The following is a 16,476-nucleotide window of genomic DNA, read 5'->3' on the forward strand; positions in this document are numbered from 1 at the left end:
AGCGGGCCGATGCCATGGGTCAGGATGCCGCCGCCGACGAGGAACATCGCCGCCGTGCCGGCCACCGCCAGGCCGCGCATCAGCCAGGGCGCGGCGACCAGAATCGCACCGCCGAGCGCGCGCTTGAGGCGGGCAAAGCCGCTCTCGACCCCCTGGCGGGTGAGATAAAGCCCGGCATCGTCGAGCTTGACGATGCCGGCGACCAGACCATAGACGCCGACCGTCATCAGCACTGCGATGCCGACCAGCACGCCCACCTGGGTGGTGAAGGTCTTGCCCGCCACCGTCCCGAGCGTGATCGCGATGATTTCGGCCGACAGGATGAAGTCGGTACGTACCGCACCCTTGATCTTGTCGCGCTCGAGCGCGACAAGATCGACGCCGGGATCGGCGAGCGCCTTCACCACTTCCTTGTGATGCGCGTTTTCTTCGGGTCCGCGATGGAAGAATTTGTGCGCCACCTTCTCGAAGCCCTCATAGGCGAGGAAGATGCCGCCGATGATCAGCAGCACGGTGATCGCCCATGGCGCGAAGGCGCTGATCGCGAGCGCAGCCGGCACCAGGATCGCCTTGTTGCGGAACGAACCCTTGGCCACCGCCCATACCACCGGCAGCTCGCGTTCGGCCCTGACCCCGGCGACCTGCTGTGCGTTGAGCGCGAGATCGTCCCCGAGCACGCCCGCGGTCTTCTTGGTCGCCACCTTGGTCAGCGCGGCGACGTCGTCGAGCACGCTCGCGATGTCGTCGATCAGCAGCAGCAGGCTCGAACCGGCCATGGTCGTTCTTCCTTATTGGTGCGTTGCGCGGTGCGGCGATAGTAGCGCGCGGCGCGCACCGGCAGAAGGGATTTCACTGTGGTTCGGGCGCAATCCCTCGCTCAAGCGACCGCGTCCTCGATCAGCTCGCGATGGACCCGCACCGCAGTCGCCCGCGGCCGCACGATGCGCCCGCGCGCCTCGACGTGCGCGCGGGTGAAGGCCGCGCCCAGCAGCAGGATCAGCGAGGAATAGTTCACCCAGAGCAACAGCAGCGCCAGCGAGCCGGCGGCGCCATAGGCCGAGGCGGTAGCGGTGTTCGCCAGGTAGAAGGCGATCGCCGAACGGCCGAGCGCGAACAGCAGCGCGGTGGCCAAGGCGCCGAGCAGCACGTCGCGCCAGTCGAGCACGACATCGGGCAGCACCCGGAAAATGGCGGCGAACAGCAGGGTCACGACGGTGATCGACACCACCCAGTCCACACCGAGCACGAGGGCGGGCGGAATCCAGAGCCACTCCTCGGCGAACACCAGGACGGACTGCAATGCCACGCTGAGCAGCAGCGACACCAGCAGCACGAAGCCGATCGCGAGCACCACGGTGAGCGAGAGCAGGCGTGTCTTCAGGTAGAGGAAAACACTGTTGCGCGACGGCTGCGGCGCCACCCCCCAGATCGCATTGAGCGCGTTCTGCATCTGTGCGAACACCGTGGTCGCGCCGAACAGCATCGCGCCCAGCCCAAGCAGGCTGGGCAACAGGCCACTGTGCTCGATACGGCTGCCCTCGACCGCAGTCTGCACCGCCGCGGCCGCCTCCGCCCCGATCGCCGCTTCGAGTTGCTGGGCAATCTCGCCGTGCGCGGCACGCTCGCCGAGCACCAGGCCGACGATGCTGACCGCGACGATCATCACCGGCGCGATCGAGAACACGGTGAAGAAGGCGAGCGCCGCCGCGTGGACGAAGACCTGCGCCTCGAGCCACAGGCGGACCGTGCTCCTACCCACCGTGAGCCAGAAGGCGAAGAAGCCCTTGATCGCATCGATTGTCGTCGTCATGGAGGCTCTTTTAGCCGATCCCCCGCGGCACGACAAGCTCAACGGCAAGGCTTTGCGTCGGGCAATAGATAAAACCGTCTAGCGTGGTGGCCTATCTCCCCGATGGTTCCGGGGTCTTCCGCGGCCTAGAGTTACGCCAGCGTTAAACACCTCACTGGAGTGTCGTCATGAAAGCCCCCTCCTCCCCACTCGTCGACGCCTCCCGGCGCGCCTTCCTGCGCGGCGTGCCGGCGCTCACCGCCGCCGCTGCGGTCGCACCGACGCCGGCGCTGGCGAACGATGGCAAGCATCAGTGGGCGATGCTGGTCGACGTGCGCAAGTGCATCGGCTGCCAGGCCTGCACCGTCTCCTGCATCCAGGAAAACATCGTGCCCGAGGGCAGCTTCCGCACCGTGGTGTCGACCTACAGCGTCAAGCTCACCGACAGCGATCAGCCGGCGGGCACCTACGTGCTGCCGCGCCTGTGCAACCACTGCGACAACCCGCCCTGCATCCCGGTGTGCCCGGTGAGCGCGACCTACAAGCGCGAGGATGGCATCGTCGCGGTGGACGGCGACCGCTGCGTGGGCTGCGCCTACTGCGTGCAGGCCTGCCCCTACGACGCCCGCTTCATCAACCACGAGACCAACAAGGCCGACAAGTGCACCTTCTGCGCCCACCGCGTGGACGCCGGCCTGTTGCCCGCCTGCGTCGAGACCTGCGTCGGCGGCGCGCGGATCTTCGGCGACATCAATGACCCCAACGGCGAGCTGAGCCGCCGTCTGAAGGAAGCACAGCCGGAACTGAAGGTGCTCAAGCCCGAGCTCGAGACCGCTCCGCGCGTGTTCTACATCGGCCTCGACGAGCGCTTCACCGGCAAGGTCGAGGGCGAGGGCACGCTGTGGAAGCCCCGCAACCTGCATTCCAGCGCGCACGGCTGAGCCGGCGAGGAGACGCGATCATGAACCCGAACATCGTCGAAACCATCAACGTCGCGCGCGAAGTCGCGTGGCTGCCGTGGGCGGTGCAGTACTTCTTCCTTATCGGCCTGTCCTACGGCGCCTGGCTGCTGTCGCTGCCGGGCATCGTCTTCCGTCGTCCGGGCTGGGCGGGCATCTCGCGCCTGGCCCTGCTGGGCGCGCTGGTGTGCGGCCTCGCCGCGCCGGTGGCGCTGCTCGCCGACCTCCACCAGCCGGGCCGCTTCTGGCATTTCTATGCCTACTTCACGCCGAGTTCCTGGATGTCGTGGGGCGCGTTCTTCATTCCGGTCTACCTTGGCGGCCTGTTGATGTACGCCTGGCTCGCCTTCCGGCCGGACCTGGCGCGCCATGCGGCGAGCGGTGGCAAGCTGGCGAAGCTGGCAGGCTTGCTCGCCTACGGCGGCCATGAAAGCCGCGGCGCGCTCAAGGCGGCGGCGCTGCTCGCCTTCGTCGGTGCGGCCCTGGTGGCGCTCTATACCGGCGCCGAGCTCGCCGTGGTGCAGGCTCGCCCGCTCTGGAACACGCCCCTGCTGCCCTTGCAGTTCGCCATCACCGCCTTCGCCGGCGCGGTCGGCCTCGTCCTGCTGTTCAACCGCTGCAGCGTGCGCGACGAGGCGGCGAATCGCCGCCTGGCCAAAGTGCTGGCCGTCACCCAGGTCGCAGCGCTGGTCGTCGGTGCGCTGTGGATCGCGCTCGGACTGAGCGGTCTGTTCCCGGTCCATGCCCAGGCTCTCGCCGAAGTCGGCCCCTCGGCCAACTGGCAGCTCGCCGCGGTGTGGGCGGTGTCGGCGACCGTGCTGACCCTGCTGCTGGCCTGGAAGCGTCCCGGCTCCGGCCTGCTGATCGGCCTTCTCGCCCTGCACTCCGCCTGGATGATGCGCTGGTCGATCTTCATCGGCGGCCAGGAAGTGCCCAAGACCGGCGCCGGCTACTACACCTATTCGCTGCCGCTCGGCCCCGAGGGCCTGATGGGCATCATCGGCACCGCCGGGCTGTGGGTCTTCCTCTTCGTCCTCATCACCACCTTGCTGCCGCTCGACCGCCTCGCGGCCGGATCCACCGACAAGGCTGCCGCCTGAGCGCAGGCGAACAAGGAGCATCGTCATGAAAATCGAACGTCGTGAAATCATCGCCGCCGGCGGCCTCGCCGCCTTCGCCGCCGGCTTCTCCCAGACCCTCGGCCGCGTGGTGTCCAACTTCACCGGCGAGAAGGAGCCGCGCTTCGCCGAAGGCCGCCATATCCACGGCCGTTCGCCCGAACCGGAATACACGGTCGATCCGGTGACCGGCGAATTCACCCCCAACCCCAACCAGCAGGTCAGCTACACCGCCTGCCTCGGCTGCACCACCCAGTGCGGCGTGCGCGTGCGGGTCGACAAGGCCAGCGGCGAGGTCATCCGTGTGGTCGGCAACCCCTACAGCCCGCTGTCGACCGAGCCCCACCTGCCGATGAAGGTCTCGGTGAAGGAAAGCCTGATCGCCATGTCACGCTTCCAGGACCAGGGTCTGGCCGGCCGATCCACCGCCTGCGGGCGTGGCAATGCGGCGATGGACCAGATGAGTTCGCCCTTCCGCGTGCTGACGCCGATGAAGCGCGTCGGTCCGCGCAATTCCGGCGAGTGGGAGGCGATCTCGTTCGAGCAGCTGGTGAAGGAAGTCGTCGAGGGTGGCGACCTGTTCGGCGAAGGGCATGTCGACGGTCTGGCCGCGCTGCGCGACCTCGAGAACCCGATCGACCCCGCGGCGCCCGAGCTGGGCAAGCGGGTGAACCAGGTCGGCGTGCTCACCAGCGTCAACGACGGCCGCGAGAACTTCAGCCGCCGCTTCTGGAACCAGTCCTTCGGCACGCTCAACCACGTCGGCCACGGCTCCTACTGCGGCGGCGCCTACCGCTCAGGCTCGGGCGCGCTGTTCGGCGACCTGAAGAAGATGCCGCACGCCAAGCCCGACCTCTCGAACGCCGAGTTCGTGCTCTTCATCGGCACCGCGCCGGCCAACGCCGGCAACCCGTTCAAGATCTTCGGCTCCAAGCTCGCCAAGGGCCGTTCCGAGGGGCGGCTCGACTACGTGGTGGTCGACCCGGTGCTGAACAACTCGAACAACCTCGCGACCGCTGAGCGCGGACGCTGGGTGCCGATCCGCCCGGGCACCGACGGTGCGCTGGTGATGGGCATCATCCGCTGGATGTTCGACAACGATAAGGTCAATGCCGGCTACCTCGCCTGGCCCAACCTGAAGGCGGCCGAGGCGGCCGGCGAGCCCTCCTTCACCAACGCCGGCTGGCTGGTGATCGCAGAGGAAGGCCACCCGCGTCAGGGCCGATTTCTGCGCGGCTCGGACATCGGCATCGAGGTCGCCGCCGAGGACAAGTACAAGGACGCCGATCCCTACGTGATCGCCACCGCCGAGGGCGAACTGGTCGCCGCGAACAGTGCGACCGTGCCGGCGGTGCTCGAGGCGACCCGGATCGTCGAGCTCGGCGGCAAGCCGGTGATGGTGAAGACGCCCTTCGAGCTGCTGCGCGAGTCCGCGCGGCGCTTCGAGCTCGCCGAGTATTCCGCCGCTTGTGGCATCCCGGAAGAGATCATCGCCGGCCTCGCCGATGAATTCACCCGCCACGGCCGTAAGGCGAGCGCGGTGGCGCACGGCGGCATGATGGCCGGCAACGGCTTCAACAACGCCTATGCGGTGGTCACCCTCAACGCACTGATCGGCAACCTCAACTGGAAGGGGGGCTTCATCATCAACGGCGGCGGCTTCAAGGACAACGCCGCCGGCCCACGTTACGACCTCGAGACCTTCCCCGGCCAGGTCAAGCCGAGCGGCACGCCGGTCGGCCGCAACGTGCCCTATGAGCGCTCGAGCGAATTCAAGCGCCGCCAGGCCGAAGGCAAGCCCTATCCGGCCACCGACGCCTGGTTCCCCAACGCGCCGGGCCTCGGCACCGAGTGGTTCACCGGCGCGCTGCGCGGCTATCCCTACACGCTGAAAGCGCTGGTGCTCTGGAGCTGCAACCCGCTGTACGGCATTCCCGGCATCCGCCCGCTGATCGAAAAGGATCTGGCCGATCCGAAGAAGCTGCCACTGATCATCTCGGTCGACCCGCTGATCAACGAGAGCAACGCCTTCGCCGACTACATCGTGCCCGACTCGATCATGTACGAGAGCTGGGGCTTCCCGGCGCCGTGGGCGGGGATTCCGACCAAGGCGACGACCGCCCGCTGGCCGGTGGTCGAGCCGAAGGCCACCACCAACGCCGACGGCCAGCGCATCGGCATGGAGACCTTCTACATCGCGCTTGCCAAGGCGATGAATCTTCCCGGCTTCGGCACCGACGCGATCGCCGACATGGATGGCAAGCGCTACCCGCTCGATCGCGCCGAGGACTGGTATCTGCGCGGCGCGGCCAACGTCGCCTTCGCCGGCAAGACGCCCGTGGGCGACGCCACCGACGAGGACATGGCGCTCAGCGGCGTGGATCGGATCCGCCCGCTGATGGAGAGCACGCTCAAGCCCGAGGAGTGGCGCAAGGCGGCCATGGTGTTCACCCGCGGCGGGCGCTACCAGGGTGCCGACGAAGCGCAGGACGCCGCCCGTCCCGAGTGGCAGGCCAACCGCTTCAACAAGCCCCTGTGGGTGTGGAACGAGAACATCGGCACCGCGCGCAACACGATGACCGGCGAGCGCAGCAGCGGCTGCGCAACCTGGATGCCGCCGTCCTTCTTCGACGGCACCCCGATGCGCGAGATCCACACCGAAGCCGACTGGCCGCTGCAGATCGTCAGCTACAAGTCGGCACTGCAGAACTCGTACAGCATCGCCACCCGCATCACCAGCCTGCATCCCGACAACCCGGTGATCGTGCATCCGGCCGACGCCGGGAAGCTTGGCCTGCAGACCGGCGACAGCGCGCGCATCCGCACCCCGGGCGGCAACGCCGCCTGTACCGTGATCGTGCATGAGGGGGTGATGCCTGGCGTGATGGCGATCGAGCACGGCTACGGTCACCGCGAGCTCGGCGCGCGAGCGCATCGGCTCGGTGAGCACACGCAGCCCGACCGCCCAGACCTGCGCGCGGGCATCAACCTCAACGACCTCGGGTTGTCGGATCCGACCCGCGGCGACAAGGTGATCTGGGTCGATTCCGTGTCCGGGACCGCTGTGCGCCAGGGTCTCCCGGCGCGCCTCGAGCGAGTCTGAGCGGCCGAGCGGCCGAGCGGCCCCGCGCAACGCGGGGCCGGATTCGCGGCGAGCGCCGCGTCGTCCGGTCTCAGTCGAGGGCCGCCGGATCGGCGCGCAGCATCAGGCGAGCCAGTTCGGCGGCACTGCCGACCTCGGTCTTTTCCATGACGTGATGACGGTGCACATGCACCGTCTTTTCGCTGATGTCGAGCTCGCGCCCGACCTGCTTGTTGGGCAGCCCGAGCGCCACCAGGCGCGCCACCTCCTGCTCGCGCGGCGACAGCCGTGCGAGCAGGGCCTTCGCATCCGCACAGCGCGCTTCACGTTCGCGCGCCGCGCAGCCCAGCCTGATCGCCCGCGCCACCGCGTCGAGCAGGACCTGGTCGCGGAAGGGCTTCTCGAGGAAATCGCAGGCGCCCCCTTTCATCGCCTGCACCGCCAGTTCGACGTCGCCATGCCCGGTGATGAAGACGACCGGCGGGTGAAAACCGCGGGCGTGCAGCGCCTGCTGCAATTCCAGCCCGCTCATCATCGGCATCCGGATATCGAGCACGATGCAGCCCAGGTCCTCGGGCAGGCCGTCGTCGAAGGCGGCAAGGAATTCCTCCGCTCCGGCGTGGGTGGCGACGCGCCAGCCCACCGATTCGAGCAGGAAGACGAGCGAGCGGCGAAAGGCGGCGTCGTCGTCGACGACGTGGATCACGGTATTGTCGGCGTCAGTCATGGTCGGGCAGGCTCAGGATGAACACCATGCCGGGACCGTGGTCGGGCAGCTCGGCGTCGAGACGACCGCCATGTGCCTCGGCGATCGAGCGGCAGATCGACAGGCCCAGGCCGAGGCCGTCCGGCTTGGTGGTGAAGAAAGGTTGGAACAGCTGGTCGCTCGCGCCCGGGACCATGCCTGGGCCGAAGTCGCGCACCGCAACGCGGATTGCACCCTTGGCAGGCAGCAGCCTCAGCTCGAGTCGCCGGCGCTCGGCGGGCAAGGCGCGCGCGGCATCGTAGCCGTTCTTGAGCAGGTTCAAAAGCACCTGCTGGATCTGCAGCGAGTCGACCTCGACCGACTTGCCGGGCGGCAAGGCATCGATCACCTCGACCGCGGGGGCGCTCGCCAGCATGCCGCGGAACAGCGTGACGGCCTCGCGCACCAGCGGCTCGATCGCAACCCGTTCGCGTTGCGCCGGGCGCTTGCGCGCGAATCCGCGGATGCGCGACAGGATGCCGGCCGCGCGCTCCGCCTGTCCCGCCATTTCCACCGCAGCCTCGCGCACCGCCTCGTCGGTCAGCCGGCGATTGTCCACCCGCCGCACCAGGCTCTGGGCGTAATTGCCGATCGCCGCCAGCGGCTGATTGAGTTCGTGCGCGAGCGTGCCGGAGAGCTCCCCGAGCACCGACAGCCGCGCGAGGTGGTCGGCCTGCTCCTGGCTCGCCCGCATCCGGTCCTCGAGCGCCTCGCGCGCCGCCAGCGACGCATTGAGCTCAGCGGTGCGGGCATGCACCAGGTATTCGACCCGAACGGTGTACAGGATCCACAGCGCGAGCAGGCTCGCCAACGCCGCGACCCAGGGCCAGTAGCGCTCGGCCAGCGCCATCAGGGTCGGCGGGGCGAGTTCGACGTAGGGGCCGATGTGCAGCTCGCGGAAAAGTTCGTGCACCGCCTGGTAGTCGGCCGGCACCGACCACGCCATGCCGCTGCCGGCGGGCATGCCGAGCAGCGCGATCGCCACCGCCTTCGCCAGCGGCCGCGGGGTATGGCGCAGCGTCGCCATCGCCCAGTCGGGATAGAGACGGGTGGACGTTGCGCACGGGAATCCGGTCTCCTGCCGCGACCCGACGACGCGGAAACCCGCCGCCCACTCCGGGTGGCTCTCGATCAGGCAGGCCCGCACGATGCCGGCGTCGGCCTCGCCGCGCGCCACCGCTTCGAGCACCTTGTCCATCGGCAGGCCGACGACTTTCAGCTCGGCGACGCCACCCGGGAAGTCGATGCCGCGCGCCGCAAGTTCGCGCCACACCAGCTGGTAGCCGCCGAAGCCCTCGCGCCCGACCACCGCCAGCCGCTTGCCGCGCAGATCCTCGAGCGCGCCAAGGCGCCCGTCATCGGCCCGCGTCACCACTGCGGAACCGACCGCGCGGTCGGGTGACAGTCCGCCGCCGGCATCCAGCGTCAGGACGCGGCTGGCGCCGAGTTCGGCCTCGAGCTCGACGTAATGACCCGGATTGGTGATGACGAAATCGAGCTCGCCGCCGCGCGCCGCCGCGCGCATCCCCTCATGATCGAGTTCTACGAGGCGAAAGCGCAGGTGGGGCAGCACCACCTGCAGCCGCGCCACGACGGGAGTCCATTCGGTGATCGCAGCCTCCGCGCCGAGAAAGGCGAGCACGCCCACGCGGACTTCCCCGCGCGGGGCTTCGCTCGCCGCCGCGTGCGTGCCCGCCCCGCACAGGGCGACGGACACGGCGAGCGCGCGCAGGATGCGCCCGCCCGCGCGCAGGCATTGCGCCGTCATTCAGTCGAGGTCGGGCTTGCGGGCGATCAGCCCGATCAGTGCCGAAGGGCCGCGATGGCCGGGCCCCTCCTGCATGACCTCCTCGTACTCGCGCAACTCGATGATCTCGAGCCCGGCGAATGCCTCACGAAGCATCGCTTCGGTGTAGAGCTGCTCCAACGCCGAGGGGCCGCCGGTACGGTACTCGAGTTGCTTCGGCGTATAGCCCTGCAACAGCAGATAGCCACCCGGCTTGAGCGCGCGCTGCATGCCGGCGAAGATCACCGCCCGCTCCTCGGGCGCAGCGAACTGGATGAAGATGGCGACGACGAAATCGAAGGCGGCCTCGGGATAGTCCCACTCGATGGCGTCGGCCAGCACGAAATCGACCTCGACGTGGCGGCCTGCGGCGAGTCGGCGCGCCTTCTCGAGCGCCACCGACGAGATCTCGGTCGCCGTCACCTGCAGGCCCTGCTCGGCGAGCCACACCGAGTTGCGGCCCTCGCCGTCGGCCACCGAAAGCGCGGTCGTGCCGCGCGAGAGCAGCTCGGTGTGACGCGCGAGAAAATGATTCGGCTCGGTACCGAAAACGTATTCCTCGCCCGCAGCATGATAGCGGGCGGACCAGACGGCCTCGTGGTCGATCTTGCTCATCAGCGATCCCGGAAAGCGTGGAGGGAGAGGCGCGGCACCCGCCTCGCGCCCTGGCCCCAAGCGTATCAGCATTTGTCGATCGATCGCGGGACGACGGCCCCGCACGCCTGACATCTTCGTGCAATATCGGGGGCGCAGACTCATTACCGACCTAACCACAGGACAGGCGCCCTCCGCAACGCTGCGCTGTTTTCCTGCGCATCGCTAGCGCCGCTGCACCTGTTCGGGCGAGCCCGCGATGTACCCGCACTCCACCGAACATCAAGCGTCCACCGTCCGTCCGATCGCGGCATGGACCACGCCCAACGGCTGCGAACTCGTCATTCGACGCGCGTGCCGTGCCGACGTCCGGAAATCCCTCGCCTTCCTCCGCGGCCTGTCCTACGCCAGCCGCTACTTCCGTTTCGGTCGCGGCGACCTCGAGTTCCGCGAAAGCGAGGCGCGTGCCTTGTGCGATCCCGACTCCGCGGTGTGCGCCGATTTCATCGTCCTCGCGCGCGACGGGGACGGCGAGATCGAGATCGCGTCCGCGCGCTATTGCGTGGCGGGCGACGGCATCAGCTGCGAATTCGCGCTCGTCGTCGCCGACCAGTGGCAGGGCATGGGGCTCGGCGACCGGCTGATGCGAGTGCTGATCGAGAGCGCCCGAGCCCGCGGCCTGCACTGGATGCATGGCCACATCCTGGCGACCAACTCGCGAATGCTGCAACTCGCCGAGACGCTCGGCTTCGCGATCGAAGCGAGCAGCGAGGGGCCGGTGGTGAAACGGGTCAGCCGGGCGCTCGAGGCGATCGAATCCGGCGCCAGGTCGCGCACGGACAAACGTCCGCAGCGGTCGTCGAACACCCGCTCAGCGAACGAAGACCGGTTTCATTCCGCCTGAATCGCCCTCGCCGCACGACAATGCCGCGCCCGGCGCCGGTCGTACCCGCAGGAAGCCGGCCGGCACCTCACGCTCGCACCCGAGCAAGCGCCGGGCTTCCTCGCGCGGGGCGGACCGCAAGCGCTCGGCGTCGTCGATGATCGAGGCCAGGATGGGCGGAATCTCGAACACCGCGCGGTTGTCCAGTCTCGCCACCTTGTGCCGGAAGTGATCGAGCCGGCCAAGCATTTCCGCCACGGCGCGATCGATCGTGCGCACGCTGCGGTGGCACACACCGACCTCCATTTCCCGCACCCATTGCGCGTTGTAGCGCTCCTGCGGCATGGTCCAGGCGTTGTCGACCAGGATCACCGGCAGGCCCTGCTGCAGCGCCTCGCTGAGGCTGCCCGGTCCCGGCTTGCCGATGAAGAAGTCGGCCAGTCGCATGTAGTGGGCGACCTCGCTCGTGTAGCCCAGCACCACCCGCGGCGCCCTCGAGGGCAGGGTGCGAAGCTCGGCGGCGAGCGCCTCGTTGCGGCCGCACACCAGGATCAACTGGGTATCCGCCAGCCGCCGCGCGATCGTCAGCATCGCCTTCGAGCCGTGCCCGCCGAACAGCACGAGGCCGACCGGGCGCGCCGGGTCCAGACCGAGCCGGCGCCGTTCGCCTTCCCGATCGATCGCGCGCTCGGCGTAGAACTCGGGCCGGATGATCATGCCGGAGGTGGCGTGGATCCGGTCTTCGGCGTGGCCGAGCGCACGCGCCTGCTCGACCGCACGCGCCGTGCCGCAGACGAAGTGCTGGCGCTGGTCGCGCTCGATCCAGAAGCGCGGCGGCACGTCTGCCATGTCGGTCAGCACCGTCACGTAGGGCACGTCTGGCAGGGCGGCGGCGAGGCTCCGGTACATCGCGCGGTTGAAGTTCGGCACCAGGGAGACGACCAGATCCGGTTCCGCCTGCAGCCAGTAGGTCTGCAGTTGTCGCACAAGATGCGGGTGGGCGAGCCGGATGAAGGCTTGCAACAACCGCAACTCCTGGCCGAGCCCGATCGTCCACCCGCGCGCGAGGCGCTTGTTGTAGAGATCCTCCGGCCCCATGCCGGTGAGACTGCGATAGCGGTCGCGCGGGTCGAGCACCTCGAACAGGTTCACCAGGCGTACCCGCCATGGCCACCCCTGGTCGCGGATGACCGCCTCGAGGGCCCGTGCCGAGGCACGATGGCCGCCGCCGGCGTTGAAATAGATCAGGTCTACCGTCTTCATCGATTCCGTATTGCGTGGGCCGCGCGGCGGCATTTGCCGCCGTGCGGCCACAGGATGCGCGAAGACCGTTAAGGCCCGGTGACAAGCGCCCCGATCGATGATCGCCGCATGTTGATTTCCGTGACCGCCTGCCCCATCGTTCGGAGGCGAGCCGCCCATGCGGCAAGAGGAACCGTTCATGCAAGGCACGCAACCCGCCGAACTGCAGGAGCTCGAACAGCTGCTCTCGCAACTCGACGAGCGCATGCAGGCACGCGTGCTATGCACCGTGGGCGCCGGCACGCTGCAGCTGCCGGTGCATGCGATCACGCTCGGCAACCCCGCCCCCGAAGTGCCTGCGGTCGGCTATTTCGGTGGCGTCCATGGTCTGGAACGGATCGGCGCGGCGGTCGTGCTCGCCTTCCTGCGCAGCGTGCTGATGCGCCTGCGTTGGGACGCCAGCCTCGCACACCAGCTCGAGCGCATGCGCATGGTGTTCATGCCGGTGGTGAACCCGGGCGGGCTGTGGTTCGGCACGCGCGCGAATCCCCGGGGCGTGGACCTGATGCGAAACGCGCCGGTCGAATCCGGGGAGCGGGTCGCCCCGCTCGTCGGCGGCCAGCGCCTGAGCCGCCACCTGCCTTGGTACCGGGGTGTGCGCGACGCGGACATGGAGGTCGAGAGCCGCGCGCTGTGCGAGCTGGTGGAAACCGAGCTGCTCAGCCACCGGTTCAACATCGCGGTCGATTGCCACTCCGGATTCGGCCTGGCCGATCGCATCTGGTTCCCTTACGCGCACACTCACGCGCCGATCGCCCACCTGGCCGAGATGCACGCATTGAGCGAAATCCTCGACCAGACCCACCTGCATCACCGCTACGTGTTCGGGCCGCAGAGCCGCCAGTACCTGACCCACGGCGACCTGTGGGACCATCTCTACCGCCAGGCATGCACCGCACCCGAGCGGGTACACCTGCCGCTGACGCTGGAGATGGGCTCCTGGCTCTGGGTGAAGAAGAACCCGCGCCAGCTGCTTTCCGCACGTGGTCTGTTCAACCCGCTGATCGCCCACCGCGAGGCGCGCGTGCTGCGCCGCCACCTCGCATGGCTGGACTTCGTCGGGCGCGCGGCCGGGGGCGAGGCCGGCTGGCGGCCCACCGGCAGCGCGCGCGAACGCCACCACGCGCTCGCCCTGCAGCGCTGGTACGGGGCGAAAACACGATGAGCACCTGGGTGCTGCTGCGCGGCCTCACCCGCGAAGCCGGCCACTGGGGCGACTTCATCGGGCAGCTTGCCGCGGGCCTGCCGGATGCGCGCATCCTGACGCTCGATCTGCCCGGCAACGGCATCCGCCACGGCGAGACGAGCCCCACCCGGGTCGAGGACATGGTCGAGGCCTGCCGCGCGGAGCTCGCGACGCGACGCCTCGTCGCGCCGGTGCATCTGCTTGCGATGTCCCTCGGGGCGATGGTGGCGGTGGCCTGGGCCGCCGCGCGGCCTCAGGAGCTCGCGGCTTGCGTGCTGATCAACACCAGCCTGCGTCCGTTCAGCCCCTTCCATCACCGCCTGCGCCCGTCGAGCTACCCTGCCCTGCTCGGCGTCCTCGCCGGCAGCGGCCCCCGCCGCAAGGAGGCTGCGATCCTGCGCCTGACCAGCCATATCGCCGATCCGGTGGTGCTCGACGACTGGGTGCGGCTGCGGCGGGCCCACCCTGTGTCCCCCGCCAACGCGCTGCGCCAGCTGCTCGCGGCGGCGCGCTTTCGCTCCCCGCCCCATGCGCCGGCGGTGCCGATGCTGGTGCTGAGCGGCGCCGCCGATGCGCTCGTCGATCCGCGCTGTTCCGCCACGCTCGCGGCGCGCTGGGGGCTAGCCCTCGCCCGCCACCCGTCGGCCGGTCACGACCTGCCGCTCGACGACGGCGCCTGGGTGGTGAAACGCATCCAGGCCTGGCTCGCCGCTGACGGCGCGCTCAGGCCCGGACCATGAAGTGTAGCCTCCCAGCCGGCGGCTTCAGCTCATGCGCTCGCTACCGCAGCTTTCACTTCGGTGATGAACGCGTGCTCCTTGTCGCTCACACGGACACCGCCAAAACCGAGGAATCCACCTTCCTTCGATGCGTTCGCAGCCTGCTCCGCCACGCTCACGAGCATCTGCCTGTAGGCTTCGGCCTCGGCCGCCGTGGACTTGTCATTCACCAGGGACACGGCCGATCTCACCCGTTCGAGCACGGCATTCTTGAGACTCTCCATCTGCTGCTCGCTCGAACCTTCTCCCACCAGCGACCTCGGGTCGGGCATGCCCGGAATGCTGCGATCGGCCGCCAGCGCGGCGAAGAGCTCGAGGTCGGTGTTGGCCTTGAACGCCTCCGCAACCCCCTTCGCCCCAGCCACCGATTCCTTGATCGAAGAAAAGATCCCTGAGGGATCGGCCGCGGTGACGCCGCTGGCGACCAGGGCGGGGGTCAGACGCAGCAGCGTCCATTCCTCGCTCGTGAATGTGTCCTGCTTGGCCATGAAGTCTCCCCCTGTCACTGCTTGTTGATCTCGACCCGGCGTGCCGCGGCATCGCCGCCAGCGCTGCCGCGTTCGATGAACATCGGCGGCCGCATCTCCATCCTCTCTTCGGCCACGCCAGCCGCCTTGAGCGCGTCGCGCACGGCAGTCGCACGCTCCTTGGCGAGGGCCTCGTTGACCGCCGCATCACCAGTCTGGTCGGTGTAGCCCGTGAGCGAAACCTCGAGCTCGTCCCGGCGGATCATCTCGCCGACCGCCTCGATGGTCCGGCCGCCATCCGCGCCGATTACGGCAGAGCCCACATCGAAGTAGACCTTCGCCGGCAGCGAGACCTCAACCGCGGCGGAAGCCGGCGCTCCGGCGTTCGGTGCGGACGTGGTGACGGCTGCCGTGGGTTCCGGCGCTTCAGTCGTGCCCGACCTGCCGGACATCAGGTTCCAGATGAGCAGCAGCGCGGCCGCGCCGATGAGCCAGGGCAGCCAGCGCATCAAGCCCGATTTGGTGGCAGCGGTCGTCGCAGCCGCCCCCCCGGCGACGGCCGCACCCGCGCGCCTTGCGGTTTCGGCCTGTGGACCGCTGAGGCCGCCCAGGAAGGAGGCGGGGTCCGAATAGCCGAGAGCCGAAGTGATGCGGCTGTCCAGTGCGCCCTGAAGGTGCGGCCCCTGGGCGGACAGGAGCGAGGCCAGGGAACTGGCGTTCAGGCCCTTGTCGCCGATGAACTTCTTCAGCATGGACAGCACCAGCGGAACGACCATCGCGACGAGATTGGTCGCCGAAGCGGGCTTGATGCCGCTGGACGAACCCAGGGTATTGGCCAGGGCGCCGGCTTTGTCGCCGAACAGGGCCGGCACCAACCCGGCCGCACCCGCCTTGACCAGAGCATTGATGCCGGCCCCCCCACCGCCGAACAGTCCCGTGACGTTTTGGGTCGAGCCGGCATCCAGGCTGGTACCGTTGATGAGCGACATCAGACCGGTGGCGCCCTCCTGCGTGGCGCCCTTCTTCGCGATGACGCCGACCACGGCGGGCAGCAGCAGGCTCAGCGCAGACTGGGTCGCACCCTGCGATTCGCCAAGAAATTGCCCTGCGAGCTTCGGGAAGTCGCCGCCCAAGGCATCCTTGGCGAGGGAGAGCAGATTTACATTCATGTGGTTATCCTCCGTGTTCTTGCTTGGCGAATGGAACGCGCAGCCTGACGAACGCGATGCAGGCGCGAGCATGCGAAAATCAACGCGTGGAAAAGCGCTTTCGCTTGACGCCAGCGAAACAGCAACGCTCGCGGCTGTGAAACATCGCCCCGGCATCGACGCATGCGCATGGGAAGTTCACGGGGCCAGTCTGGCCCGGCTCTATGCCGTTTCCAGTGGAAATTGACTTCTCAACAAACATGACGGTAGCGCCCGTAGTCGCGGGCGACGGCCGGCACCAGGGGGTTCTGCGGTAGATGCTTGAGCTTGGACATGCGCAGGTAGGCCATGGCGATGAAGTTCTCGATGTTGCGGAAGCCTCGGGCGGCGGTCTTCGTCTGTTGGAGCAGGCCGTTCATCGCTTCGACGTAGGCGTTGCTGCGTCCGTCGAGCATGCCGCGCACGACGCCGCCGAGGTGCGCCTTCAGGGTGAGGGCCAGCCGCTTGAAGGGCTCGAGGCGGCTGCGGCGCGCCCAGCTCAGCCATTTGTTCATGGCACCTTGTGCGATCTCCTCGCTGTTGCTCGCGGCTGCATCGCGATAGACCAGCCGCAGTGCCTGCTTCAGGCGCCAGGCGCG

15 protein-coding genes are annotated in these 16,476 nt (G+C 68.6%); 6 read left to right on the forward strand and 9 right to left on the reverse strand.

Annotation, left to right across the window (positions count from 1 at the left end; translation table 11 throughout):
- Positions 1-776 (reverse strand): DUF808 domain-containing protein (locus BB334_RS04770; protein WP_083200316.1); only part of this gene is annotated, 776 nt, incomplete at its 3' end.
- Between the two features lie 101 nt (positions 777-877).
- Positions 878-1,810 (reverse strand): YihY/virulence factor BrkB family protein, encoded by a 933-nt coding sequence (locus BB334_RS04775; protein WP_068805052.1) that lies wholly within the window; start codon positions 1,808-1,810, stop codon positions 878-880.
- Between the two features lie 167 nt (positions 1,811-1,977).
- Between BB334_RS04775 and dsrO the strand changes: the two genes are divergently transcribed.
- The 3 genes from dsrO to BB334_RS04790 are packed head-to-tail and all read left to right on the forward strand — an operon-like array spanning position 1,978 to position 6,969.
- Positions 1,978-2,730, forward strand: a complete 753-nt coding sequence (gene dsrO, locus BB334_RS04780) for a sulfate reduction electron transfer complex DsrMKJOP subunit DsrO (protein ID WP_068805055.1) — start codon at positions 1,978-1,980, stop codon at positions 2,728-2,730.
- 20 nt (positions 2,731-2,750) lie between these two features.
- Positions 2,751-3,848 carry an NrfD/PsrC family molybdoenzyme membrane anchor subunit gene (gene nrfD, locus BB334_RS04785; RefSeq protein ID WP_068805058.1) on the forward strand — a complete coding sequence of 366 codons (1,098 nt, stop codon included), beginning with the start codon at positions 2,751-2,753 and terminating at the stop codon, positions 3,846-3,848.
- A gap of 25 nt (positions 3,849-3,873) precedes the next feature.
- Positions 3,874-6,969: a molybdopterin dinucleotide binding domain-containing protein gene (locus tag BB334_RS04790; RefSeq protein ID WP_068805061.1), complete on the forward strand. Its 3,096-nt coding sequence runs from the start codon at positions 3,874-3,876 to the stop codon at positions 6,967-6,969.
- A 70-nt stretch (positions 6,970-7,039) separates the two neighbouring features.
- Here BB334_RS04790 and BB334_RS04795 read toward each other — a convergent pair whose 3' ends face one another.
- From BB334_RS04795 to BB334_RS04805, 3 genes are read right to left on the reverse strand one after another with little or no spacing between them, the layout of a single operon-like run.
- Positions 7,040-7,675 (reverse strand): response regulator transcription factor, encoded by a 636-nt coding sequence (locus BB334_RS04795; RefSeq protein ID WP_068805064.1) that lies wholly within the window; start codon positions 7,673-7,675, stop codon positions 7,040-7,042.
- Positions 7,668-9,461 (reverse strand): sensor histidine kinase, encoded by a 1,794-nt coding sequence (locus BB334_RS04800; protein ID WP_083200288.1) that lies wholly within the window; start codon positions 9,459-9,461, stop codon positions 7,668-7,670. Before BB334_RS04800 ends, BB334_RS04795 begins: the two co-directional genes overlap by 8 nt.
- Positions 9,462-10,094 (reverse strand): class I SAM-dependent methyltransferase, encoded by a 633-nt coding sequence (locus BB334_RS04805; RefSeq protein WP_068805067.1) that lies wholly within the window; start codon positions 10,092-10,094, stop codon positions 9,462-9,464.
- A gap of 238 nt (positions 10,095-10,332) precedes the next feature.
- On the opposite strand from BB334_RS04805, the gene BB334_RS04810 reads away from it, so the two are divergent.
- Positions 10,333-10,977 carry a GNAT family N-acetyltransferase gene (locus tag BB334_RS04810; protein ID WP_068805069.1) on the forward strand — a complete coding sequence of 215 codons (645 nt, stop codon included), beginning with the start codon at positions 10,333-10,335 and terminating at the stop codon, positions 10,975-10,977.
- On the opposite strand, the gene BB334_RS04815 is transcribed toward BB334_RS04810, so the two are convergent.
- Positions 10,945-12,219, reverse strand: a complete 1,275-nt coding sequence (locus tag BB334_RS04815) for a glycosyltransferase (RefSeq protein WP_068805071.1) — start codon at positions 12,217-12,219, stop codon at positions 10,945-10,947. The two genes, BB334_RS04810 and BB334_RS04815, sit on opposite strands and share 33 nt — an antisense overlap.
- A 178-nt stretch (positions 12,220-12,397) precedes the next feature.
- On the opposite strand from BB334_RS04815, the gene BB334_RS04820 reads away from it, so the two are divergent.
- Both BB334_RS04820 and BB334_RS04825 read left to right on the forward strand, forming a co-directional pair.
- The gene (locus tag BB334_RS04820; RefSeq protein WP_068805075.1) at positions 12,398-13,423 is read left to right on the forward strand and encodes a M14 family zinc carboxypeptidase; all 1,026 of its coding nucleotides are present in this window, start codon (positions 12,398-12,400) and stop codon (positions 13,421-13,423) included.
- Positions 13,420-14,184: an alpha/beta fold hydrolase gene (locus tag BB334_RS04825; protein ID WP_068805078.1), complete on the forward strand. Its 765-nt coding sequence runs from the start codon at positions 13,420-13,422 to the stop codon at positions 14,182-14,184. Before BB334_RS04820 ends, BB334_RS04825 begins: the two co-directional genes overlap by 4 nt.
- A gap of 29 nt (positions 14,185-14,213) precedes the next feature.
- Here BB334_RS04825 and BB334_RS04830 read toward each other — a convergent pair whose 3' ends face one another.
- The 3 genes from BB334_RS04830 to BB334_RS04840 form a co-directional block, all read right to left on the reverse strand.
- Positions 14,214-14,711 carry a hypothetical protein gene (locus tag BB334_RS04830; protein ID WP_068805081.1) on the reverse strand — a complete coding sequence of 166 codons (498 nt, stop codon included), beginning with the start codon at positions 14,709-14,711 and terminating at the stop codon, positions 14,214-14,216.
- 14 nt (positions 14,712-14,725) lie between these two features.
- Positions 14,726-15,859, reverse strand: coding sequence for an OmpA family protein (locus BB334_RS04835; protein WP_068805084.1), 1,134 nt, complete (start codon positions 15,857-15,859; stop codon positions 14,726-14,728).
- A 230-nt stretch (positions 15,860-16,089) separates the two neighbouring features.
- Positions 16,090-16,476 (reverse strand): transposase (locus BB334_RS04840; protein ID WP_198531181.1); only part of this gene is annotated, 387 nt, incomplete at its 5' end.

The organism is Thauera phenolivorans, assembly GCF_001696715.1.
Taxonomy (GTDB): domain Bacteria; phylum Pseudomonadota; class Gammaproteobacteria; order Burkholderiales; family Rhodocyclaceae; genus Thauera; species Thauera phenolivorans.